The following is a 22,002-nucleotide window of genomic DNA, read 5'->3' as shown; positions in this document are numbered from 1 at the left end:
AATAAAAGGGATATGCAGGAATTGAAGTTTTCAGTGCAGCCTCAAAACGCTGAGAGAGAAATTAACTGATTACTGATAACAATAACTCACTAAAAATAATAAACCATTAAAAAACAATACTCACTAAAGGCAATGGCTCACAAAAGGCAATAGCTCACTAACAACGATAAATCCTGAAAACGATAAACCCGAAAACGATAAATCCTGAAAACGATAAACCGCTGGAAACCAATTAACCATAAAAACAATCCGTCGCCAGAAAGATTACCATTTACTAAAAGTGATCAATCACCTTAAGTTTTGTTTTGCGGGCTTTCTTCCAGGAATTTCTGAAACCACACAATATCAAAATACGTTCCGAATTTTTTTCCTGCAGCCTTAAATCTGCCGCATTCTACAAATCCGTGCTTAAGGTGAAAATTCAGGCTGGCCTGATTCTTCGAGGAGACGTTTGCAAGCAGGCTTTTCATATTCTTCTTTTCAGCATCCTGACACAGGACATTCAGCAGCCTTGCTCCCAGACCTTTTCCTGTATATTCCGGCAGTATAAAGTATGAGACTACACCCGTGTGCTGGAAATTCCGGAAGGGAAAATAAGGCCTCAGGGCTCCGATACCTATTACTCTATTGTTTTCTTCAATTACATAAAAGGGAGGATGCTGGCTTTTATCCGGCCCACCCTCATTATAGGAAGTCTGAAAAAATTCCGGTCCTACAGGAGTTTCGAGGTAGGTTGCAAAACTATTTTCGATATAGTAATTAAAAATTTCAAGCATTCCCTGAGTATCTTCCGATGTAGCCTCTCTAATCATAAGAGCTTTGAGCTTATCTCTTTCCTGCATAACTTATAATCGAAATGTAAATATTTAAACTCTTTTAGCCAGTTCTCACACGTGTCCTGTTTAATTCTCGATTTCTCGAATCTGGTATTTATCATGATTTATATTTATAATTTATTATCAGTAAGATTATATTTATATACTTATGTTATTGTATTCCTCTCTGTATTATTATTATTCCAATCCTATCCACGCTTCAGGCAGGACTTTGATATTTTTACAGGGGTCTAAAAGTCCGAAATCCAGAATGGTCATGAAATTACTCTGTTCCATTCAGGTAATTACATCCTGAAAATAAAATATGAGAAAATATTTCTCAATGTACTTCTACAGAAGTGAAAAATAGATGTTTCTTAAACAAAACAAAATTGTAGAAAAGATTCGCGAAATTCCGGTTACACTTGGAGATGTCTCCGAAAATATCTTTGGAGGCATAAAGACAAACAACAGTTTGCTTCACAGGCTTGTCCTTCCTGAGGAGGGCGGTTCCGACTCGTATTATCTTTGCGAGGGACTGTGCAAACCTGTATTTCTAGAACCTGAACTTGTCTATCCGTATGTATCAGGAACTCTCTCTGAAAAATTTGCATTCCGCCCTTCACCTTACCGTTTTATGCTGCCTTATGAATTATTTGATAGGGGAAAAAGGAATGAGTATAATGTCATCTCCCCCGAAGAGCTCAGGGTAAGGTTCCCTATGACTTACGGCAGAATTCTGGAATTCAAAAGAGAGTTCCGTCATGATAGCTCTCCTCTCAAATCTGCAGATTATAGTATAAAAGGTAGAAAGCTTCTGGAGTATCTTAACACTCCGAAAATTATCGCTACTGAAGGGTATCATCTGCAGGCTGCATATGACGCTACCGGAAAGTATGTATTTGAAAACGGGTGCGGCATTGTTCTTAAGGATCCGGATAAGTATGCTTATATTACTGCGGTTCTTAACAGTTCGATTGCCAGACTCTTTCCTTCAGTCTGTAAGTCTGAAATGATGTATTCAGGGTACGCTACTCCTTCAGTGATGAAACGTTTCCCAATTGTATTTCCTGACAGCAGGCTAACCGAAGATCTCATAAATACCATCTCCAGTTATCTTCTGTTCCTTAACAGGCAAAAGTACGCAAGGGATTATGGGATTCCGGATTGGCTTCGGGAACTTACGGGTTTTTACGAGCAGGTTTCAAACCTTCTGGTCCTGGATACTTACTTCATAAACGATCTTGATTCAGGATTTCTGAGTGCCCTTGAGGAGAATATTCATCCCTATGCCGGAGATCTGAATTCCGTGGATGAAGATCCTGAGGACAGCGAGAGTCTTCTGAGTGCGCTATACTATATAAAACAGCAGATACTGGAAGCTTCAAGTTCTGAAAAGTACAGATTTAACATGGGACTACCCGGAATTTTCAATTTTTCTCAGAGCGGTAAAGAATTCTGAGATCTACCTTTTAACTTTATCCCGGAGAATCCCGGGTTTATTTCATCTAAACCCCAGAAGTTTCCTTATTCTTCATTATTTTACATTTAGATTTTTATCAATAAGTTTATATATTTTGACCTCCCCCTATCCAGGGGGTAGAAAGTGCTCTCAGGGCAGAAAACCTAGTTTTCCAGTCGATGGTCAAGATTGTGAAAGACAACTTTGCTACTTAAGGATAAACTCCTGGCTTCATAACGCAAAGTTCTGGAAGCAAATCGAGCAAGTTATTCCCTCCTTAATATTAAAAACTTTAAAATAGCCGCCCTGAGAGAATTTTAACCTTTATTTAGCTGAAGCAAGGTGCTCTATAAAATCCTGTAGTTACATTCCCATTTTGCATGGCTTCCCGTTACTCCTCTGGGTCTTCTTTTTAATTCTTCTCCTTTAAATTCTTCTGATTATTTCTCTTTTACCTGGTACACCGGGTTTAACTTTTATCTCAAAAAGTTCTGTATACTTCCTAACTTAATGCATAAATTTATATACTTGGGCTTTCTGTAATTATTATCACATTTTATGTTTTTTTAACCCCGCCCGCCTGACTCTCCCTATTCCCCGAGCGTTAATTCATACAAGGAAGGTAGTCTTATCACCCTACAAATTCATACCGCTGCGTTTCCCTATATGGGAGCATTAATCTTTTCAGGGCTTATATCAACTCTGCTTGCAGTCAAGGCATACAAGTCTTTCAACTACCGCAGGATGTATTTCTCTAAATATTTCATACTTATTATGTTAAGTATGTCTATCTGGTCCCTGAATTATGCCTTTGAAGTCGGACTTATGGACATTGAACTCAAATATCTCTTCGCCCGTCTCGAATATATTGGGATTGCCTCTGCTCCAGTAGCATGGTTTCTTTTTGCAGCGGAGTATTCAGGGGCAGGTAAGGAGCTCGTGAGAAAATATGAGAATGTGCTTTTTTTGCTCCCTTTGCTTGCAATCTTCTCAATGATAACAAATAGCTTTCATAGAATGCATTTTAAAAGTTATTACCTGGATATGTCAGGGGGCTTCCCACTTCTTGTACTCGTACATGGGCCCTTTTTCTGGGTATTTTATATCTATTCTTTTATTTTAATTATACTTGGAGTCTTATTCTTCTTCAAGCAGTTTGTCCATCTAACTGCACCTTACAGGGCTCAGGCAGCAATTGCCCTAACAGCAGCCTGCATTCCAATTCTGGGTAATATTCTTCATATCGCAGATATAGGCCCCTTTTCATTCTTTGACCCTACGCCGTTTACATTTACAGTTACGGGTTTGATTCTTTTCTGGGGTATCATGCAGCATGAGTTCCTCAATATTATCCCGATTGCAAGAGAGAATGTAATAGAGTCTATGAGTGATGGATATATTGTGGTAGACCTTACAGATTCCATAATAGATATTAATGAGGCTGCTCTTGAACTGGCAGGGAAAACAAAAAAGGAAGTTATCGGAAGAAACCTGAAAGAGCTTTTTGGGGATCAGGTGGAAATTTCTCAAAGTGACACTCATGAGGGTAGTTTTAACAAAGAAATCTCCTTGAAAAGCGGGCTCGAAACAAGATTCTTCACTCTCAGTATTAGCCCTCTCATGACAAAAGACTACGCAGAGGGCAAACTGGTAATGATTCGCGATATTACTGAGAACTACCAGCATCAAGAGGCTCTAAGGCAGGCTAACAAAAAAATAAACCTCATGAGCAACATTACCAGGCACGATATTCTCAATCAGGTGAATGTGCTTTCAGGGTATACGGAATTAATCTCAGAAACACTTCCTGAAGATGTCAAGAACGATCCACGAATAGGGAAGTACCTGAGGAATCTCAACAAAGGTATAGAGACAATTCACAGCCAGATTATTTTCACCAAAGATTACCAGGAGCTTGGAATAGTTTCCCCTATCTGGCAATCGGTAAGTGATACCGCAAAAGAAGCGGCTTTTCCCTTCTCCGGGCAGAACATTACATTTTCCGTGGAGGAAAGCGGGCTGGAAGTCTATGCCGATCCTCTGCTTAAAAAAGCCTTTTATAATCTTTTTGATAACGCAAGGGCACATGGAGAACATGTGACTGAGATAAGTATTAGCTCCCGCAGGGTTAAGGATAGTCTTGTAATAGAGGTAAAAGATAATGGCATAGGAGTTTCTCCTGTAATGAAAGAATTGATTTTTGAAAAATCTGTTGGGAAAAACACAGGACTGGGACTTTTCCTTGTAAGAGGTATTCTCTCCATCACAGGCATGGGGATAAAAGAAACCGGAATCGAGGGAACAGGTGCGACTTTTGAGATTACTGTACCTCCGGGCAACTGGCGTGCAAATATTTCTTAATAAACTGACAATTTTAAATATTTAAAAGTCAGAAGCCGGATCTCCTCGGATCACCCTATTCTCTTCTTTTACGTTGATGCCGATCTTTTAACCCATACCATATTTTTATCTCCGGCGATTCTATTTTATTTAGCTTTTGTGAGTTTTTTAATTTGTATGTTTTTATATCTTCGCCTCAATATATCATCAAATCCGAAAAAATTCTCCAAATAGCATTTTTTCAGTCGATAACTATATTCTGGTGACAATAATGAGTGAATTTACCCTGAAAGAGAGATTTGAAAAGGCACTCAAAGGAGAGGCATTAGACTCGGTTCCTGTCTGTTCGGTAACCCAGACCGGCACTGTCGAGCTTATGGAAATGACCGGAGCATACTGGCCTCAGGCAAACTACAATGCTGAAAAGATGGCTGAGCTCGCACTGGCAGGGTATGAGCTTGCAGGATTCGAGAACGTACGCTGTCCTTTCGACACCACCGTGCTTGCCGAGACACTGGGTTGCTCAGTAGATGAAGGAAGTATAGATATACAGCCCTATGTAACGGATTTCCCCTGCAAGAAGAAGAAAGATACCAAGGATATAACGGTTCCGGACACGCTTCTTGAGAGCAGGCGGACCTCGGTAGTACTGGATGCCGTTGAAATTCTGAGCGAAAAGGTAGGGGAGACCGTACCTGTTGTTGCAGGGGTGGTTGGTCCGGCAGGACTTGCCTCAATGCTTGCCGGGATGAAAAATTACCTTATATGGTTTGTGACCAACCCTGAGGTTGTTGAGGAACTCATGAGAGTTCTCACTGATGCCTGTATAGAATATGCGAATGGTTTGCTCGAAAGAGGAGCACATGCCGTAACTCTCATCGATTCCGAAGCAGGACCTGATATTATTTCCCCTCAAATGTTCGAAACATCGGTCTTTCCTCTCTACAGAAAATATTGCAGGAATGTGAAAGGTCTGAAAGTCCTTCATATGTGTGGCGACGCCACCGCTGTCCTTGACCCGCTTGCAGATGCAGGGTTTGACGGAATAAGCATTGAAGAGAAAGTAGGTGTAAGTTTCGCAAAAGGGATTACAGGTGACAGGGTGCGCCTTATAGGAAATGTTTCCCCGTCTGATACCCTGCTGACAAAAGGACCTGAAGCAATCATGATTGAAGCTACTGCCTGCCTTGAGGATGGAATTGATATCCTTGCCCCGGGTTGCGGGCTTGCCCCTCATACTCCAATTGAGAATATAAAAGCTCTTGTCAGGGCAAGAGATAACTACTTCTCGCAGTAAGTTTTGCTGAGAGCCTCCTGAAAAATCTCTTTAAAAAGGGGCTTTCTTTCTATCTTTTTCTCTTATGTTTTCCGAACCTCTAAGGCTTATGAGTGTTGCAGAAGCCAGTATAAGTGTACAGCCTGCAAGCGTCTCGGAGGATAATCCGATTCCCAGCACAGCTATATCAAAAAATACTCCGCTGACAGGTTCTACCAGCGCCAGAAGGCTGCCGGTCTGGGCTTTGAGATTGGCAAGCCCGAGAATGGTAAATATTTCTCCAAAACCTATAGAGACTATCCCGAAGGTTACAAGCACTTTCAGGTTGCCATAAAAAGCATCAGGTGAAATCTCAAACGCAAAGGGGCTTAAAAGCAAAAGGGCGATTCCCATAGGCCAGAACATAATTGCAATTTCCGGGTATTCGGTTTTCAGGATTCTCACGTTCATGATAAGTGCCGCAAAGATCACTCCTGAGAGCAATCCGGCTGCAATGCCAAGCATATAGGTGCCTGTAAGTTCGATATCCGAAAAGCTTTCCGGCTTTACTATAAGAAATACTCCGGCAATTGCTACAAAAAGGGCGGTTATGCTTTCCTTCCCGATTTTCTCGTCCAGGATAAGGGGGGAGGCAAGCATTACGTAAAAGGGAGCCGTATACTGGAGCAGGATAGCAATAGAGACACAGGTAATTCTCAGGCAGGTAAAGTAAAGCAGCATGCACGCGACAACAAGCACTCCCTGAAGGAGAAGGCTTACTTTTCTTTTCTTCAATTTCAGGTCTGAGGTTTTCCCCCTGGCAGCTATATAGATAAAAAGAAACAGCAAACCAAAAAATAGCCTGTAGAATATTATGGGAGCAGTTGCCATATCATGAATACGATTTATGAAAAGCCCATTCATGCCGTAGAAAATGCAGCCTGCAATTACTGCCAGATGCGGCTTTTTCCCTTCCAGAAACATTTGGCAGGGAATATGCCTGTAGTATTTAAATACCTGCTGGAAATGTCATAGAATTAAATCTGGAACTCCAGAATTTTCAGTTCGGATGCCATCGCCTCTAGATCGACCTTAAACAAAAAAACACTGTAGCCCGGGCAAAACTATGTCAGGAAATACTTCAAAAGCAATTAGGGACTTTATACCCGAGATCCTCAAACTTTCAGGCAGGGAATTCATAATCAGAGAGCTTTCAGATTCGAGTTTTCTTCCTGAGCTTGAGAGTAAACTCGATGAGGAAGTCGGGGAATATCTCGCAAGCAAAGAGCTTGAGGAGCTTGCCGACCTGCTTGAGGTAATTTATAGAATCGCTGAACTCAGAGGTTCTTCAAAAGCTGAACTCGAGACAGTGAGGCAGCAGAAGAAACGCGACAGGGGAGGATTTGAGAAAAATCTTATCCTTTTTAATCCGCGAAAAGAAAACTTTTCTCAGGAGGTACGCCTTGCTGCCTCTACAGAACTTATACGGGTAGTTTTCAAGCCTGAGGATGCGGCAATAATTGAGAAACATGGGGTGAAGATGAGAATCTACACTACTAAAGCCGAATCCAGAAATGCTGCGGTATTGTATCAGGAAACACAGAAAGGGCATACCGAAGAATTCCTTCACGAAAAAAGCGATTTCATTTATTATATTCTGGAAGGCAGCGGAGTCTGGACCATTGATGACAGAGAATATGAAGCCAGAGCCGGAGATGTGGTTGTCGTACCCGCAGGAAAAAGGTTCTGGTTCCGTGGAAATCTTAAGCAGATTTGTATAACTGCTCCGGCATGGGAAGAAGATTATGAGCATCATATAAAGGATATCGAAATCACATAAGGGATCTGGGTTTTGAAGGTGTAAAGGGCGCTTGTAAAATTACTTTTTGTTTCCTCAGGTCTGAAGCTTGCACCACTTTACACTTTTTGAAGCCTTATCCCAGATTTTTCCGGTTAATAACCGGAAGCAGGATGGATCAATTTTTTCTTCTCCCGCTCTGAGTAGCGGTTGCGACAAGATATGCCGCTAAAACGGCAGATGCCGCAGGGTAAATACCAAGCTGGGATTTCTCTGCGGTTTCAGCTTTTCCTCCCACTACCTCAGTTCCCTTTTCGGGAGCGGCTTCTGTGAACATAAAAATATCCATAGTGCCTTTGCGTTTATCCTGCCAGGCTATCCTGCTGCCGCTGATTGAGGGATTACTCTCGTATTCCGAAGCAGTAGATACGGTCTTCTCCTCTCCTGCTGCTATGTCATAGATAAAGATCTTCGTACCTTTAATTCTTCCATCAGCCCAGACTATTCTTCCATCTGAAATAGCAGGGGTTTTCTGAGGGGATGGATCAGTAGTAACTGCCTTTTCCTGTCCGCTGGAGAGGTCATACAGATAAATATCAAGATTTCCTGCGCGCCTATCTTCCCATACTATATGGTTACCTTCAATAGCCGGGTTTGCCTGTTCTGCAGGGTCCGTAACTACTGCGGTCTCTTTGCCCGTATCGATATTATACATATAGATATCATCGTTATCATTGCGCGTATCTTTCCAGACTATGATATTTCCCGAGATCGCAGGCTGGGTCTGCTCAGCCTTATCTGAAGTTATCCGTTTTTCCGTCTTGGAAGTAAGATCATACATGTAGATATCCATGTTCTGGTTTCTGCGGTCTGTCCAGACTATTCTGTCTCCTGAGATTGCAGGCTCGGTCTGGGCAAATTTGTCTGAAGTGAGCTGGGTTTCCTTTCCGGAAACAAGATCATAAAGATAAATATCCGAGTTGCCTCTCCTGTCACTCGAGACAACTACGCAGCTACCTGAAATTGCAGGTTCAGTTTCATCTTTCAGGTCTGAAAAGATGGCAACCTCTGACCTTCCTGATGAAAGATCGTATGTATAGATATCCCAGTTTCCATGCCTCTGGTCCTGCCAGACAACGTATTCCCCTGAGATTACCGGGTTAACCTGGTTCCCGTAAGCTGCAGTGATCTCGTGTTCAGTCCCTGTTAGAGCTTCGCCAGCAGCCGAACATGAGAATGTAACCATTCCCGCAAATAAAATGAGTGAAACAAGCAGAATTGAAAAGTTATTATATCTCAATATTTACACTTCCAACATTACCTATAATTTCATTATGTAAACATGAGTATAAAAAATTTTCAATATCGGTCTTATTCTACTATAATAAAAATTAAAAGTCCGTTTATAGCTGAAGACTCTTTAAATCATTACCTTTTCCTATAATTCTTAACGGTTTCTTTAATGGTCCGGCGCGCTTTACTATTCCTCCCCTTAAACAGAAGCTTTAAGGGCATATAGCTGGGATGCAAACTTAACTGACTGAGTTAAAGCCTTTCAAGCCCGGCTTTATTTTTTGTCTCATCTTTAAGCTTTTTAACGAATTCATTTTCAAGTTCTTCTCTTACAAGGACAACGAATTCCACGGTGTCCGTATATGTTTCTTCCCGGATCACTCCATATTTCTCGATCAGATTTCTTATCTTCTGGCTTTCCGCATATCCCAGACGTATTCTGAATCTGACCTGTTCGAATACTTCGACAATTCCTGACTCTTCAATAGCGGCAAGTGCAGTATCCCGGTAAGCTCTCGAAAGCCCCCCGAAACCCAGTTTTATTCCCCCAAAATACCGGGTCACGACTACAACTGCATTAAGGATCTCTCTTAATTCCAGTATTTTAAAAACAGGTTTTCCTGAGCTGCCCGCAGGCTCTCCGTCATCATCGTATTTGAGGGCAAAAGAACTTTTTTCTTTCACAAAATAAGCCGAAACATTATGATTTGCATCCCGGTGTAATTCCTTTATCCTTTTTATGAAGGCTTTTGCCTCAGCTTCACCTTTTACAGGACGGGCGTAACCTATAAACAGGGAATTTTTGAATTCTTTTTGAGCCTTGCCACAGGAATTGAGAGTTTTGTAACTTTTCAGTGTTCTGCCTCAAATGGCTTTCACTTTCATATACTTTTCCAAACAGGGTGTTTATAGGTTTGCAGTTCTTGAACGAGGGAATATTATATCACCTTTAAATACTTTCCTATCGCCAAATAATTTTCCTTTTATAACCCTTTACCTGTTTATTCGCCTTCCAATGCTTATTTTAGCCTTCTAATACTTATTTTAGATATCTAAGGGAAAAATAAATTGGAAGGATTTTTATAATTCCTGTCTTATTATAAGTAGTCTGGGGGTATGCATTCTAGTCATATAAACTCTTTCGTTATATTATTTTTTTACCAAATCGAAAAGTTTTAATGTCATTGGCGGTTCATGCATAAATATCTCATATCAAAATCACATAATTTTGTATGAGCTGGGTGTAAAAAAGGAAGAGAACTTTAGAGGTATTATTAATGAAAAAAATGTTAAAGATTATGGCAATGCTCCTTGTTATTGCCACAGTTGTTTTTGCAGCTGGCTGTGCTGAACAGGCTGAGCCAGAAGCAGAAGAGGGAGCCGCAGAAGAAGTGACTGACGAAGCAGCAACTCCAGTAGCAGACGATGCAGCTGAAGAAGAAGTTGCAGTTGAAGAAGCTCCAGTAGAAGAAGCTGTCGAAGAAGAAGCTGCACCTGAAGAAGAAGTAGCTGCACCTGAAGAAGAAGTAGCTGCACCTGAAGAAGAAGTAGCTGCAGATGCAGAAGCACCTGAAGAAGCAATTGCAGACGCACCTGAAGAAACAGTTGCAGTAGCTGAAGAAGAGCCTGTAGCTGAAGAAGAAGCTCCAGCTGAAGAAGAAGCTCCAGCCGAAGAAGAAGCTCCAGCTGAAGAAGAAGCTCCAGCCGAAGAAGAAGCTGCAGAAGAAACTGCTTAATTTAGCGTAAAAAGGAATATCTAAGTAGCCTTTCAAAAAGGCTACCTTTTTCCTTTTTTCAAAAACAGTTTGATAAACCAATTCTGATTTTGCGTTTCCTGAAATTTAAAATTTTCAGGAAATATTTAAATACAGTGATTGTAGCTTTTTTTATTAATGTTGTCAGGGAAGATTTTAAAGAATATTTAATAACTTATTTATAAAAATCTGCATTCAGGTTCTGAAGTTGATCTGAGGACTCTTTTGCCTCCTGTCCTGCTCTGGAAAGTCCTGGGAGAACTTCACAGGCGAGGTTTAAATCAAGCACTGATAAATTTATCTTAAGCTTTGCATATAAAAGCGCGTTAGGCATGAATTTAATTTTTTTTATGTTTTCAAAAATAGTAATTTTTTAACATCAACTTTCGTCGATTTTCATAATTTTTATGTATTAGTTTACCTTAGTTACCGCTATTGTTATTGAGGCCAAAAAATGATAGAAACCCTGAAAGCCTACTTTGACCTTATACGTGCGCATTTTCTTCCGGCATGGCCCCTGATCTTCTGCTCGGGGCTGGTGCTTGCTTTTGCAAATTACGGCGGCTTTTCCTGGGCGCTGACGATTAAAGCTGCCCTGATAGGCCTCTTTGGCTTCGAAGCTGGCTTCGTGCTTAACGACTATGTCGACCGGAAAAGGGACAGGCTTGATGTCGAGAATACGCTTACGCGATACTGGAGACCTTTTAAAAGCCGCCCCATTCCTTCAGGAAAGCTCTCTTCAAAAAGTGCCTTCCTGCTATTTATCCTGCTTGCCGGGATTGCTTCTGTCCTCATCTTCACGCTCCCCTATCCTAATTCGCTCTACGTTTTCGCAATCATGCTGTACTCGTACGGCATCGAAGCTTTCTATCAGGTGAAAAAAAGAGACCAGAAATACCCGATCGCACAGCTTCTGGGCAGGACGGATTTTACCCTTTTTCCGGCAGCAGGCTATCTCTGCTATGGGCAGCCTGACATGACAGTACTTCTCTATATTGTCTTTTTCTATCCCTGGACAATGGCGCACCTTGGATTAAACGACTTTATAGACCTGAAAAATGACCGGGCAAGGGGTATGAAATCCATAACCGTACTCTATGGCGAAAAAGGGACGATGTACTGGATTACAGGCTTTACAGTCCTGCATTTCCTTGCAGGAGCTGTCTTTGTGAAGGAACTTGGAAATATTGCCCTTTATGGTTTTATAGCAGGGTTTATACTTCTTACAGGATCGAATCTCTATCTCTGGAAAGAAAAAAGTCCGGCAGCCGGCTTGAAGGTACTTCCCCTTTTCCACGGAACTCTTGTTATCTATGCAGTTTCGATAATTCTTGACTTTATATACTGAACCGGAAAAATAGCTGTATTTAATTGAGAGAATGTCTGATGTTTTCTTCTTTCTCTTTGCTTCTCTTTTTCAGCCTCCTTTCATTTCCCTCGATTCTTTTTCGGCTTTTCTCAGTCTTTTATTCTGCTTTACTTCTCTGAACCCGGTTTGTTGCTTTTATTCCTTTACAAAAAGTATAAGCATATAATAATCTTTTATATTAAGCGGGGGAGAGGGTACGAGAGAAACCATTAAAGCCTTGGTAGATCTGACAAGAGCTCACTTCTTCCTTGTCTGGATTTTGCTTTTCTCTTCAGGCCTTGCACTTGCTTTTAATAACTATGGAAGCTTTTCCCTGCCGGTAACCTTAAAAGCTATCCTGATCGGTTTCTTCGGATTTGAAGGTGGGCTTGTACTTAATGATTATGTCGACCGGAAAAAGGACAGGCTTGACGTTGAAAGCTCTCTCACAGCTTACTGGAGGCCCTTTAAAAGCCGACCGCTTCCGTCTGGAAGGATCTCCCCTAACTTTGCCCTGGCAGTTTTTTTACTGCTTTCCGGGCTCACGGGACTCGTAATGTCTACTTTGCCTTATCCGAACTCACTTTATGTGTTCGGGACAATGCTCTCGTCATGTATTCTTGAATACTTCTATCAGGTTAAAAGGAAGAACCAGAGTTTTCCTGTCGCCCAGCTTGCAGGCAGGATGGATTTCACACTTTTCCCGGTAGCAGGATACCTCTGTTACGGGCAGCCTGATATGACCGTACTTCTCTATATACTCTTTTTTTATCCCTGGACGCTCGCACACCTTGCAGTCAACGATTTCATTGATACTGAGAACGACAGGGCCAGAGGAATAAAGTCAATTCCGGTACTTTACGGCACTGAAGGAACTTTATTCTGGATCCTGGGTTTTACGCTTGTGCATTATTTCACAGCATTTCTTTTTTTAAAACAGCTTGGAGATATCGCATTCTACGGTTTCATTTCAGGGTTTCTGGTGCTCGGATATGCAAACTATAATCTCTTCAGGGTGAGAAATCAGCAGACTGGCTTGTTTGTACTTTTCCTTTATCATGTTTCACTCGTGACCTATTCTGCCTCGATCATTCTTGATTCCCTTTTCTAACCCTCTACCAACCTATCTTCCTTGCTCTATTCTGGCACTTTCTGCTTTTTATCTGGCTCTCTTACGGTTTCTTCCCCTAAAACTTAATTTTTCCTTCTGCAGAGCCTCAGGGTATGGCAGCGCAAACTCCCTCCTCCTGCAAGCAGGGCATCCGGGTGGAAAGGAATGATTTCAACACCTTCATTTCCAAGGGTTTTGTGAGTGTTCTGGTCAAGTGCGGTATCGTAATGAAAAATAGTCCCGCTTTCAAGAGGAACGAAAGAACAGGCGAGGCGACTTTGCTCGGAGTCCGACACAGGAATGATTTCCACCTCTTTCTCCCGCATGAAAGCTTTAAAATCGATTTTTTCTCCTGAATCTTTCGTAAACAGGCAGGTTTCCTCAAATGCAGGCAGGTAAGCAAGAGCAAGGTCTTCCCTTATTCGATTGAAAACAGTATCAGGATGCATATATCGTCTGGCTTTGGGAACCCGGACGTAAATAACCTCCTTAAACTCTTCTAGAATATTTGAAACAAATTCACGGATAAAAGGGTAAGTGTGTCTTTCCGTATCAGCTACAAATACCGTATCTTTTGAGAGCAGAAGGCAGCCCTCAAAAAAGCCCTGTTCTCCATTGAATTCGCTTAGAATGGGAATTCCCAGGTTATTCAGGGCTTCCTTTACGACAACCTCTTCTTTTTCCCGCGCAGGCGGGCGCATTCTCGAGAGAATAGCCCCTTTCCCTGAGATAACGGCAGTATCATGAAGAAAGGTCAGATTCGGCATTTTTCTTATCAGATTTATACCTTCGTTCACATAATCTTCAAGCTCATAAACCTTGACACCGTTTGATTCCAGTAACTCCTGATAACTTCTATGTTCTTTGATATATCCAGAAATATCAGGAACTTTATCATAAAGCCAGTATTTACAATTCGACTTGTTGACCAGGGACAGTTCTTCTCCAGGCGTATGAATAAGTACGCTTTTCAGCCTGGTAAGTTCATCGCATCCATAATCGATACCGGCCCCTGCCTTTTCAGCCCTGTCCAGATCCCCAATCTCACAACCCATACCTGAACCTCCATATTGATCAGTATCATTCTCACATGCGTTTTTTTGCGAGGATTATAGCATTTGTCCGGTCTTCACTCAGGAAAGCCTTGAGGATATCAAATCCGCAGATATCCAGAAAAGCTGTAATCTGATCATAGGTGTACTTATAAGTGAAACCCATGCGGATGACATCTCCTTTCCTGAAGCTTATGGTCTCTGCCCCGATTGCAAGCTCGGTATCTTTCAGGATATACAGGTTCTTCCTGGTCCTGTATACTCCCCCTATCCTTGATTTCACATTTGCAAGCGAAAGCTCAAAATCGAAATCTTCAGGAACCATGCCGTACTGAAGCAGGGGGTACATATTGAAGAGGGCGTTCTCTCTTGACGAGTATGCCCCTAGTATTGATTTTCTTGCAGCTCGTACCTCCTGATCTTCAGTCGGGAGCAGATTGGCATCGAAGAAAAATAGATCTTCCTGCTCAAGGTTTTCACGGACAAGCTGAAGAATGAATTCTGGCTCGTAGTTGCAAAAAGTATTTCCCAGAATGCAAAAGAGAACCGGGAGGCGCCAGTTCTTTTTTAGAGTTGCCATGTCCTCGATGAAACCAACTATTCCTTTCTTTCCTACAGGCAGGTTCTCAACCTTCTCAAGGGCAAGATCCACAAATTCGCCATTTATATCTATAGGGTAATAGCTTATCGATACTTTTCCTGAGGTCGGATTTTCAGCCAGATTCTTCCTTACAAGTGCCTCGAGAACAATTTTCTCCTTTTCCCCATCCCCTACTCCAACGCTCACGAAGCTCATACCTGTCGGAATGAATCTCATTATTGATTCAAGATTTCTCTCCAGAAGGGTTTTAAGCTGCCTGGCTACAGGAAATGTTTCAGCTCTGTCAAGCTCCATCCAGTTTTTTGTCCCTCTGGCGCCTGTATACAGAAGATAATCAGGCAGTTCATGATTCTTCAGGCATTGACGGAATTTCTCTTCAATATCCTTTTTGCTGGTAACTACAATAATTTCACTATTTTCCGAAACCTGCCTGGACTCCACTTTTCCCGTAATGTTCAATCCCTCACCTTCTCCCCGAACTATTCAACAGCTTATGCCTTAAATCATTTTTTCGACTTACTGCCTGGGTTCGGTTTTTCCCTCCTGCCGTTTATTTGAAACATTGCTGGCACTCCATCCTCAGGGCTTTGAGAGGATCAACACCATTGTTTACTCCCACGCTATAGGCGTATCCCCGGCAGCCTATGCACTCTTCAATATGTTCGCAATTTTTGCATCTTCCCTCAAGCACTTTATCGATGTTTCGGACATATGTGAAGAGATCGGATTTATAAATCTCCCGAAGGCTCATTTTATTTATGTTATAGGGATATTCCCCGCCAACTTTGAGCGCAGGATGTTCGTCCAGTTTCGTAGGCGCACAGGGCCGGACATTTCCCTCTATGTTGATATACAGGCTGTAAAGGTGCTGAAGGCAGCCACTGGCGGTAATCGGGGTGTAGGGCAGCCAGTTGTACCCGTAACATTTCCGGTCGATTTCCAGGAGTTTTAATTTGTATTCCTTTATCTCGTCAGCCGTCAGAAGCTTATCCCCAAGCTCATCGTTTGCCCTGCCGGTAGGCGTTAAAATTTCCATATTGGGAAAGATATTATTTTGCCTGCAGAAGTGCCAGATTTCCTCAATTTCTCCCAGGTTCATTTTGTTACTTACGAACGAAACTCCCAGGCGGAGTTCTCCAGGTCCTGCCGGTTTTGAGAAGCCTGCTTTAAGAAGGTTTTCAAGCCCTCTTCTGATCTCTTCGGAGGACCCTTCCCTTCCTGCCAGGTAATCCTGGACTTCAGGCTTAAGGGAATCCAGCTTTCCCATTACTGAGGCGTTGTGTTCGTACAGGAATCCTGCAAGCTCCTCTGTCATTAAAACCGTATTAGAAAACACTACAGGGATTATTCCCAGGGAATCGATATAAACTATTAAATCCCTGAACTTCGGGTACAGGGTCGGCTCTCCTCCCCCAATTACGACCACAGACCCGATTCCCAGTTCTCTTGCTTCCGAAACTATGCGTTTGAGAGAATTGATATCGGCTATTTTTGCCGAATCATCTCCGCTCTGTGCATAGCAGTATCGACAACGGAGATTGCATGATTTATTCGTTTCAAGGCGTATGGCTAAAAGCCTGTTTGAGTTCCGAGCTTTACGCGCTTCCTGCGCTCCATACATATAGCCTTTCAACATCGGAGGTGGCGAAAACAGATTTAATGTTCCCAGATTCTTCGGTTCTTCCTCCCACATATAAAAATGTATATTTGGTGCTCCTTATCAAGTTACAAGAAACTAAGTGTTTTTTGACTCTAATCTTCTACTGATAAAAGAGTAATGTATTGCCAGTAAAAAACGTATCCCGGTTACTTAGGTTTCTTTTTGCGGCACACTTAATGCTATCAACAAATTCGGAGTTATTCTTTCTGTTTAAATTAAGTAAAGCTTAATTATATTCCTCACATAGACGTTTTCAATCTTTTTGAAAGAGTGACTTGTAATGAACAGAAAGATAACCATTTTTGGAGGATTTGTATTATTTATTCTCTTTTTGCTTTTACTGGGTTCAATATATCTGGAAAATCGAAACGAGGAAATGTACAATGACAGTCTTATGAGCAATTATGAGTACGACATATCCATAGAGAGCAACAGCACCTTGCAAAATGTAACCTTGTATTTGCCGGCTTCGGTTTTTGAAAACGAATCCGAGGTCGGACTGGAAATGATAAACGGAGATTATTACAATAAACCTTCTAAATGGAATCTCAACCTTGAAGATACCGAGTACGGGTTAATGTTCAAAATAGAAACTGCCGAAATTCAACCGGTTTATCATTCTCTTCCTGTAGCTGTTCCCGAGCCTGAACCCGGATCCGAGAATATTGAAGATGAAGTTCCGGAAGAAGAGCGGTTAATTGAGTCCGGTGAATATTCGGAAGAGACCCCGGTTCTGACACCAATTGATTTCGGAATCTCTGTAAAGGCTGACCATCTGATTAATACCAGATTTCCTATTGGCAATGAGTCCGTGCTCCTGCCTAAACATAATCTTCGAGAATCCAAAGAATATCCGGTAATTTCTCTACCTGAGCATATCAATCCCGAATATTTTGATTACGAAAGCCTGGTATATGCACATTATGAAACATCTCCTGATGCCGAGGTTCAGATTTTTGTCCAGATGGACGGCCGAAATGAGTGGTGGATTTACGGCTGGCAATATAATGACTACAGTGATAGAATTTCTGTCCAGCTTTCAGGTCCGCAGGGAGGTTGGGTCCAGGCAGAAGGAAAACTTATCACAGGAGATGGAGTCTACAGAGAATAATTCGCTTCTTTTTCTTTTTCCAGGAAGCTAATTTCATTTTTCGTATCTCGGGTTCTGCTCTCTTAAGTTTTTATAGGTTTTATGCCTTCTTATTATGGGATGTTTGAGGAAATCAAGGTTAAAACGGCTCTGAACCGGATAAAAGAGTCTAGCAGGATCACGCTACCATTCCATTGGGATCTCAATATCTACAGGGGATGTGAACACGGTTGCAACTACTGTTACGCAATGTATTCTCACCGCTATCTGGAAAAAGTAGAAAAAGACTCTTTCCTGGCTACAGACCCTCCGGGAATAGAGAAATGTGCTTTCTTTCAGAAAATCTGCGTGAAAACGAATATCGCAGAAGCTCTTGAAAAGCAGCTTGGAGCCAAAAACTGGAAAAAAGAAGTAATCAATATAGGCGGGATATGTGATAGCTACCAGCCTGCAGAAGCAGAGTACGGATTGATGCGCCAGGTTTTGCCATTGATGATAAAATACCGAAATCCTGTTATCATCTCTACGAAATCCGATCTTATCCTCAGGGATCTCGATCTTCTTAAAGAGCTTGCTGAACTTACATATGTAAATGTCGCGGTTACGGTTACAACGATGGATAAGAAATTAAGCACTCTGCTTGAACCCCTTGCTTCTCCTCCCGAAAATAGGTTTTCGATCCTGAGAGCGTTTAAAGGCACCGCTACTGTTACCGGACTTCATATGATGCCGATTCTTCCTTTTCTTACCGATAGCCCTCAGAACCTGGAGCAAATTCTTTCTCTTGCAGCTAAATGTGAAGTGGACTATGCCCTATCTGGCGTTCTTTATCTCAGGGGCGATACCAGAAAACATTTTCTCGATTTTCTTGAACTTAACTTTCCCGAACGTGTAGACCCATACAGGAAACTGTATGCAAAAAGAGGAGCTGACAGAACCTATAAAGCTGAACTCTACGGAATACTGAACTCTCTTATGGAAAAATACCATCTGTCCGGAGACTGCATGAAACCCATGCAAGCAAAACTTTCCTATCCGAAGCAGCTTAAACTCACTGATTTTTCAAAAAAGTGATTTCTGGGGTTTGTCCAGAAAATGGGGTAAGAGGCGAGAAGAGGAAAAAACTAAAAATTGAGTTTTTCAAACTCCAGATTTTCGATTCCGAACAGGTTCAGAAAGGAAACAGAGCATAAATGCTCAAAACTCCGATTCCGGTTCATTGGTTTAATTTTAATTAGATTTGAGAATTTTTGATGGAAATGGGATTATTCCTCATCTCCTGCACAACTGCAGGAAATATTTCCTTTCAGGATTTCTTTCCAGTCCCCAATTACATCATGGGTCCAGCAATCATCGGCACCTGCAGCTTCTCGCATAACGAGGGCAAAAATATATGAAAGTTCCTTAACTGTAGCCCCGGCTTCGAGAGCACCTTTAAAATGCTTAAGTACGCAGGGTTTTGATCTGGCTTTGATGGAAAGAGCAAAACAAATGAACTGATAGGTCTTTTCGTCAATCATCCTTTTTTCGGCATAAAGTTGATCGATTTCGTCCAGCTTTTGGGTGAATTCCGGGAAAAATTCTTCCAGCATTCTCATCTCTGTGGCTCCTTTTGTCTATGTGCTTTCAGGCTCATGCTATTAAAGCAATCTATATACTATGATAATTTTATTATTTAAGTGTTAGTTCAAAATAATTTGAAATCACTCTGACTGCCTGGGTACAACTTTTAAGTGTTTTTTAATTTAAAAATTCCCTGATAGAAGCCCGGGAGATTCAAATAAAAGTCGACAAAAATAGATTATGCCTGAGCCAGAGAGCAGTTAAATCAAATTCAACTCCATCTCATAACATTTTTCATCTTCGCCACAAATATCTTTCTTTTCTCCGATTATCCGAAAATCCAGTTTTTCATATAATTTTATAGCAGAAATATTTTTTATATTTACATACAGCAGGACAGAAGTTATTTTATTTTGCCTCATTTCCTGAATACTCTCTTTTAATAAAATCTCACCAAAACCCCTTCCTCTGAAGTTTCTATCAATTGCAATTGAGCAAATTACTGATTTTTTCTTGAAACCCCTGAACGAAGGTGTCAGTAGTATATAGTATATAGAGTAACCTATAACCTGATTCTGATTCTTTATAACATAAAAAATTTTCCTGAGCCTTCTCGAATACTTTATAAGCTTGCCCTGGTTTCGGGTTTCAAAGCCTTCTTCCTGTATTCTAAGGACGTCAGGCAGCATAGCCACCTCTAAAGACATAACGTTTTTCTTTTCCGACTGTTTCCAGTTCTTTAAAAGAAGAGCCCCAATGCTATCGCGTATCAGTCTCTTAAAACTCGTTAGAAATACAATAGATTTTATGTAGATCTTTGAGTGGCTCATAACATCACTTTTAAGAAAGTAAAACTATCGGTGAAATCGTCAAAGATAGCGCTAATTGTTTCTGACTATTAAGAGGAATTCACCTTCTTTCTTTATTATACTCCTGTTACTAACGGGGTTTCATAGACAAGTAATATGAGCATTATAACCGGGCAAGCAAGTTTTAGATTAAAAAGCAATTTTCCACAAACGTTATCTTATTGTTCAATTTCATTCAGGTATATATTATAAGTATGTTTATTCTCAACCCAGAAAGTAATCGAATTGTCCTGTTCTATATTATAGCTAATATATTTTTTTAATTTATTGTCGTAAACCTTTGTATTTCTTCCAGCGGCTACATCTATATTTATAAGGGCAGCGGCTCCGTTTGTGTATGCATCAAAAGTGACAGAATGTTCAGTATATATAAGGTTCTCAAAATAGGCGTCATATGTGTTTCGACTTACCTGACCATACTCATAAAAAGACACTATGGATATGTTATTTGAATCGTAATTCTCTACCCAGTTTTGAAATTTTGAGCGGCTAATTGAATATTTTATAGCTGGGTCCTGGTCAAGTTCGTGGGTAAAGACAGGATGTATCATGCCTGCCCTGGATGCAGTTTCCCACCATTCCCAGGTAGCATCGTCCAGATTCCCGATATCTTTTTCCGCATGAATTCCCGAGTCTCCGTTTCTCCAGAACATTTCCAGGTTTTCATATGCGTAAATAGCGTGTGTAACAGTATCCTTATTTCTCATTGAGCACCAGCTTGTCGGTTTTCGACCGATTTTATTATAAACGTATAAATACCCTTCATCAATTACTTCATACGCCTGTTCGAGTGGAAGGCTATTCAATTCCTTTGAGTAATGTATTCCCACATCCCATGAATTATTGATGACCAGACTGCGCAGGTATTCGAGATCGGTTTCATTGCACTGCTCAAGGAGTTCTATGTCAAACCATATTGTTCCTCTATTGTTTTTACTGTTGAGGTAGCTTATGCCCTGCTCCGTTGTCTTTCTGATATGAGGACCATCAAGTCCGAAAGGCAGCATCCTGCTACACCCAATGGCGGTTATGAGCTTCCTGTCTGCTGTCTGATTTATACGGTATATCTCAACATCCAGATGCGTTCCTCTTCCCGTTATAAAAGAAGTGAGTTTAATATACCCGTTTGAAAAATCAATATATGGTAATCTCTGCCTGTCGGGATTATAAAACGGGGTCACTATAGAGTTACCGTCTTTTGTGTAAATAGTGTTCGTTTTATTGTGCCCGTCAAATTTAATTTTAAAATCGAATTTCTCTGCTGCGCTCCGGATGCATATGTTTTCAGATCTAATATCTTCAGAAGAAACTCTAAAATAGCTTTTTAATATAATATCATTACCTATTTTTTGAATAATTAATTTTGAACCCGGGCTGTTAAGCTCGACAAAGCTTTGAGGGTCGTCCATCTTTGTATCCATTGAAATTTGATAGGTGCATTTAACCATTGGTACAAGCCCGCAAATATAAAGTGAGCCGCTTTGTCTTGGCTGTGCTCTGTAATGAATCAGTGGTATGGAAGCGGCTTCACAGAAACTGTGAGTCTCTGAAGATCTCATTAAATCTACCGTGTATCCATTTACTCCGGATTCTAAAATAGTGTCTGCAATGGGAAATAAGCTGTAAGGAAATAGACGGGAATCTCTTGCGACTTTATACTTCAGGACTGTTGATGTATCGAAGGTAATTTCTGACTTCAAAGTCCCGTAAATTGCTGAATACAGTCTGTCATAAATCTTATTACCCTGAAGTTTTGCAATAAAAATATTATTCGGAACACCGTTAGCTCTGGAGTAACTTTGCGAAAAAAGGGGGAGGATACCCTGACCAGCACGTTCATGGGCATTTAAAGCATCTTTGTCCGGGAAAGCTTTGCTATCTCCGATACATAAACTACTTGACATAGATAGCATGGAAAGGAATGTTTTTGGGCGACGAAGACTATTCACTGGACCACCACACAAAATATCTTTATCCAGATCCGACTCGAT

The 22,002-nt window shown here is 41.2% G+C and carries 19 protein-coding genes; 9 read left to right on the top strand and 10 right to left on the bottom strand.

The features are described from left to right. Nucleotides 1-293 precede the first annotated feature (293 nt). The gene (locus EQO05_RS04820; protein ID WP_128504310.1) at nt 294-842 is read right to left on the bottom strand and encodes a GNAT family N-acetyltransferase; all 549 of its coding nucleotides are present in this window, start codon (nt 840-842) and stop codon (nt 294-296) included. 343 nt (nt 843-1,185) lie between these two features. Between EQO05_RS04820 and EQO05_RS04815 the strand changes: the two genes are divergently transcribed. From EQO05_RS04815 to mtaA, 3 genes are all read left to right on the top strand, one after another. Then, the gene (locus EQO05_RS04815; protein ID WP_128504308.1) at nt 1,186-2,277 is read left to right on the top strand and encodes a hypothetical protein; all 1,092 of its coding nucleotides are present in this window, start codon (nt 1,186-1,188) and stop codon (nt 2,275-2,277) included. A gap of 666 nt (nt 2,278-2,943) precedes the next feature. Continuing rightward, nucleotides 2,944-4,638: a histidine kinase N-terminal 7TM domain-containing protein gene (locus EQO05_RS04810; RefSeq protein WP_128504307.1), complete on the top strand. Its 1,695-nt coding sequence runs from the start codon at nt 2,944-2,946 to the stop codon at nt 4,636-4,638. Between the two features lie 250 nt (nt 4,639-4,888). Continuing rightward, on the top strand, nt 4,889-5,914 hold the full coding sequence (gene mtaA / locus EQO05_RS04805) for a methylcobamide:CoM methyltransferase MtaA (protein WP_128504305.1): 1,026 nt from the start codon (nt 4,889-4,891) through the stop codon (nt 5,912-5,914). A 30-nt stretch (nt 5,915-5,944) separates the two neighbouring features. Here the strand turns inward: mtaA and EQO05_RS04800 are convergent, their stop codons facing one another. Further along, complete coding sequence (locus EQO05_RS04800; protein WP_128504304.1) at nt 5,945-6,856, bottom strand: DMT family transporter; 912 nt, start codon at nt 6,854-6,856, stop codon at nt 5,945-5,947. A 142-nt stretch (nt 6,857-6,998) separates the two neighbouring features. Between EQO05_RS04800 and EQO05_RS04795 the strand changes: the two genes are divergently transcribed. Next, a complete protein-coding gene (locus tag EQO05_RS04795; protein ID WP_128504302.1) occupies nt 6,999-7,712 on the top strand; it encodes a cupin domain-containing protein in 714 nt (237 codons plus the stop codon). 136 nt (nt 7,713-7,848) lie between these two features. On the opposite strand, the gene EQO05_RS04790 is transcribed toward EQO05_RS04795, so the two are convergent. Both EQO05_RS04790 and EQO05_RS04785 read right to left on the bottom strand, forming a co-directional pair. After that, nucleotides 7,849-8,916, bottom strand: coding sequence for a hypothetical protein (locus EQO05_RS04790; protein ID WP_240664334.1), 1,068 nt, complete (start codon nt 8,914-8,916; stop codon nt 7,849-7,851). Between the two features lie 299 nt (nt 8,917-9,215). Next, a complete protein-coding gene (locus EQO05_RS04785) occupies nt 9,216-9,758 on the bottom strand; it encodes a YigZ family protein (RefSeq protein WP_255420834.1) in 543 nt (180 codons plus the stop codon). Between the two features lie 482 nt (nt 9,759-10,240). Between EQO05_RS04785 and EQO05_RS15920 the strand changes: the two genes are divergently transcribed. The 3 genes from EQO05_RS15920 to EQO05_RS04770 all read left to right on the top strand — a co-directional run bounded on the left by EQO05_RS15920 (nt 10,241) and on the right by EQO05_RS04770 (nt 13,176). Beyond that, nucleotides 10,241-10,699, top strand: coding sequence for a hypothetical protein (locus EQO05_RS15920; RefSeq protein WP_128504296.1), 459 nt, complete (start codon nt 10,241-10,243; stop codon nt 10,697-10,699). 472 nt (nt 10,700-11,171) lie between these two features. Continuing rightward, nucleotides 11,172-12,065, top strand: coding sequence for a prenyltransferase (locus EQO05_RS04775; RefSeq protein WP_128504294.1), 894 nt, complete (start codon nt 11,172-11,174; stop codon nt 12,063-12,065). Between the two features lie 238 nt (nt 12,066-12,303). Next, entirely contained in the window at nt 12,304-13,176 is an 873-nt protein-coding gene (locus EQO05_RS04770; protein WP_240664333.1) for a UbiA family prenyltransferase, read from the top strand. A gap of 83 nt (nt 13,177-13,259) precedes the next feature. On the opposite strand, the gene EQO05_RS04765 is transcribed toward EQO05_RS04770, so the two are convergent. From EQO05_RS04765 to EQO05_RS04755, 3 genes are all read right to left on the bottom strand, one after another. After that, complete coding sequence (locus tag EQO05_RS04765; RefSeq protein ID WP_128504290.1) at nt 13,260-14,231, bottom strand: dimethylarginine dimethylaminohydrolase family protein; 972 nt, start codon at nt 14,229-14,231, stop codon at nt 13,260-13,262. Between the two features lie 31 nt (nt 14,232-14,262). Continuing rightward, nucleotides 14,263-15,288: an L-histidine N(alpha)-methyltransferase gene (locus EQO05_RS04760; RefSeq protein WP_128504289.1), complete on the bottom strand. Its 1,026-nt coding sequence runs from the start codon at nt 15,286-15,288 to the stop codon at nt 14,263-14,265. Between the two features lie 91 nt (nt 15,289-15,379). Further along, nucleotides 15,380-16,522 carry a radical SAM protein gene (locus EQO05_RS04755; protein ID WP_240664332.1) on the bottom strand — a complete coding sequence of 381 codons (1,143 nt, stop codon included), beginning with the start codon at nt 16,520-16,522 and terminating at the stop codon, nt 15,380-15,382. 247 nt (nt 16,523-16,769) lie between these two features. Between EQO05_RS04755 and EQO05_RS04750 the strand changes: the two genes are divergently transcribed. Then, nucleotides 16,770-17,600 (top strand): hypothetical protein, encoded by an 831-nt coding sequence (locus EQO05_RS04750; RefSeq protein ID WP_128504287.1) that lies wholly within the window; start codon nt 16,770-16,772, stop codon nt 17,598-17,600. A gap of 81 nt (nt 17,601-17,681) precedes the next feature. After that, nucleotides 17,682-18,653: a radical SAM protein gene (locus EQO05_RS04745; RefSeq protein WP_240664331.1), complete on the top strand. Its 972-nt coding sequence runs from the start codon at nt 17,682-17,684 to the stop codon at nt 18,651-18,653. A 191-nt stretch (nt 18,654-18,844) separates the two neighbouring features. On the opposite strand, the gene EQO05_RS04740 is transcribed toward EQO05_RS04745, so the two are convergent. The 3 genes from EQO05_RS04740 to EQO05_RS04730 all read right to left on the bottom strand — a co-directional run bounded on the left by EQO05_RS04740 (nt 18,845) and on the right by EQO05_RS04730 (nt 21,960). Next, the gene (locus EQO05_RS04740) at nt 18,845-19,177 is read right to left on the bottom strand and encodes a carboxymuconolactone decarboxylase family protein (protein WP_128504283.1); all 333 of its coding nucleotides are present in this window, start codon (nt 19,175-19,177) and stop codon (nt 18,845-18,847) included. A gap of 225 nt (nt 19,178-19,402) precedes the next feature. Further along, entirely contained in the window at nt 19,403-19,849 is a 447-nt protein-coding gene (locus tag EQO05_RS04735) for a GNAT family N-acetyltransferase (RefSeq protein WP_240664330.1), read from the bottom strand. A 320-nt stretch (nt 19,850-20,169) separates the two neighbouring features. Beyond that, entirely contained in the window at nt 20,170-21,960 is a 1,791-nt protein-coding gene (locus EQO05_RS04730) for a hypothetical protein (RefSeq protein ID WP_240664329.1), read from the bottom strand. Between the last annotated feature and the right edge of the window lie 42 nt (nt 21,961-22,002).

The sequence above is a fragment of the Methanosarcina sp. MSH10X1 genome (genome assembly GCF_004099695.1).
GTDB lineage: Archaea > Halobacteriota > Methanosarcinia > Methanosarcinales > Methanosarcinaceae > Methanosarcina.
Note: the sequence above shows the minus strand (reverse complement) of the source record. Positions and strands in the feature narration are given on the sequence as shown.

What these genes read in the sequence shown, in the direction of transcription:
- EQO05_RS04815 (WP_128504308.1), top strand. Translation starts at nt 1,186, where the DNA reads ATGTTTCTTAAACAAAACAAAATTGTAGAAAAGATTCGCGAAATTCCG.
- EQO05_RS04765 (WP_128504290.1), bottom strand. Translation starts at nt 14,231, where the DNA reads ATGGGTTGTGAGATTGGGGATCTGGACAGGGCTGAAAAGGCAGGGGCC.
- EQO05_RS04750 (WP_128504287.1), top strand. Translation starts at nt 16,770, where the DNA reads ATGAACAGAAAGATAACCATTTTTGGAGGATTTGTATTATTTATTCTC.
- EQO05_RS04775 (WP_128504294.1), top strand. Translation starts at nt 11,172, where the DNA reads ATGATAGAAACCCTGAAAGCCTACTTTGACCTTATACGTGCGCATTTT.
- EQO05_RS15920 (WP_128504296.1), top strand. Translation starts at nt 10,241, where the DNA reads ATGAAAAAAATGTTAAAGATTATGGCAATGCTCCTTGTTATTGCCACA.
- EQO05_RS04745 (WP_240664331.1), top strand. Translation starts at nt 17,682, where the DNA reads ATGCCTTCTTATTATGGGATGTTTGAGGAAATCAAGGTTAAAACGGCT.
- EQO05_RS04810 (WP_128504307.1), top strand. Translation starts at nt 2,944, where the DNA reads ATGGGAGCATTAATCTTTTCAGGGCTTATATCAACTCTGCTTGCAGTC.
- EQO05_RS04820 (WP_128504310.1), bottom strand. Translation starts at nt 842, where the DNA reads ATGCAGGAAAGAGATAAGCTCAAAGCTCTTATGATTAGAGAGGCTACA.
- EQO05_RS04740 (WP_128504283.1), bottom strand. Translation starts at nt 19,177, where the DNA reads ATGAGAATGCTGGAAGAATTTTTCCCGGAATTCACCCAAAAGCTGGAC.
- EQO05_RS04800 (WP_128504304.1), bottom strand. Translation starts at nt 6,856, where the DNA reads ATGTTTCTGGAAGGGAAAAAGCCGCATCTGGCAGTAATTGCAGGCTGC.
- EQO05_RS04790 (WP_240664334.1), bottom strand. Translation starts at nt 8,916, where the DNA reads ATGGTTACATTCTCATGTTCGGCTGCTGGCGAAGCTCTAACAGGGACT.
- EQO05_RS04735 (WP_240664330.1), bottom strand. Translation starts at nt 19,849, where the DNA reads ATGTCTTTAGAGGTGGCTATGCTGCCTGACGTCCTTAGAATACAGGAA.
- EQO05_RS04795 (WP_128504302.1), top strand. Translation starts at nt 6,999, where the DNA reads ATGTCAGGAAATACTTCAAAAGCAATTAGGGACTTTATACCCGAGATC.
- EQO05_RS04755 (WP_240664332.1), bottom strand. Translation starts at nt 16,522, where the DNA reads ATGTGGGAGGAAGAACCGAAGAATCTGGGAACATTAAATCTGTTTTCG.
- mtaA (WP_128504305.1), top strand. Translation starts at nt 4,889, where the DNA reads ATGAGTGAATTTACCCTGAAAGAGAGATTTGAAAAGGCACTCAAAGGA.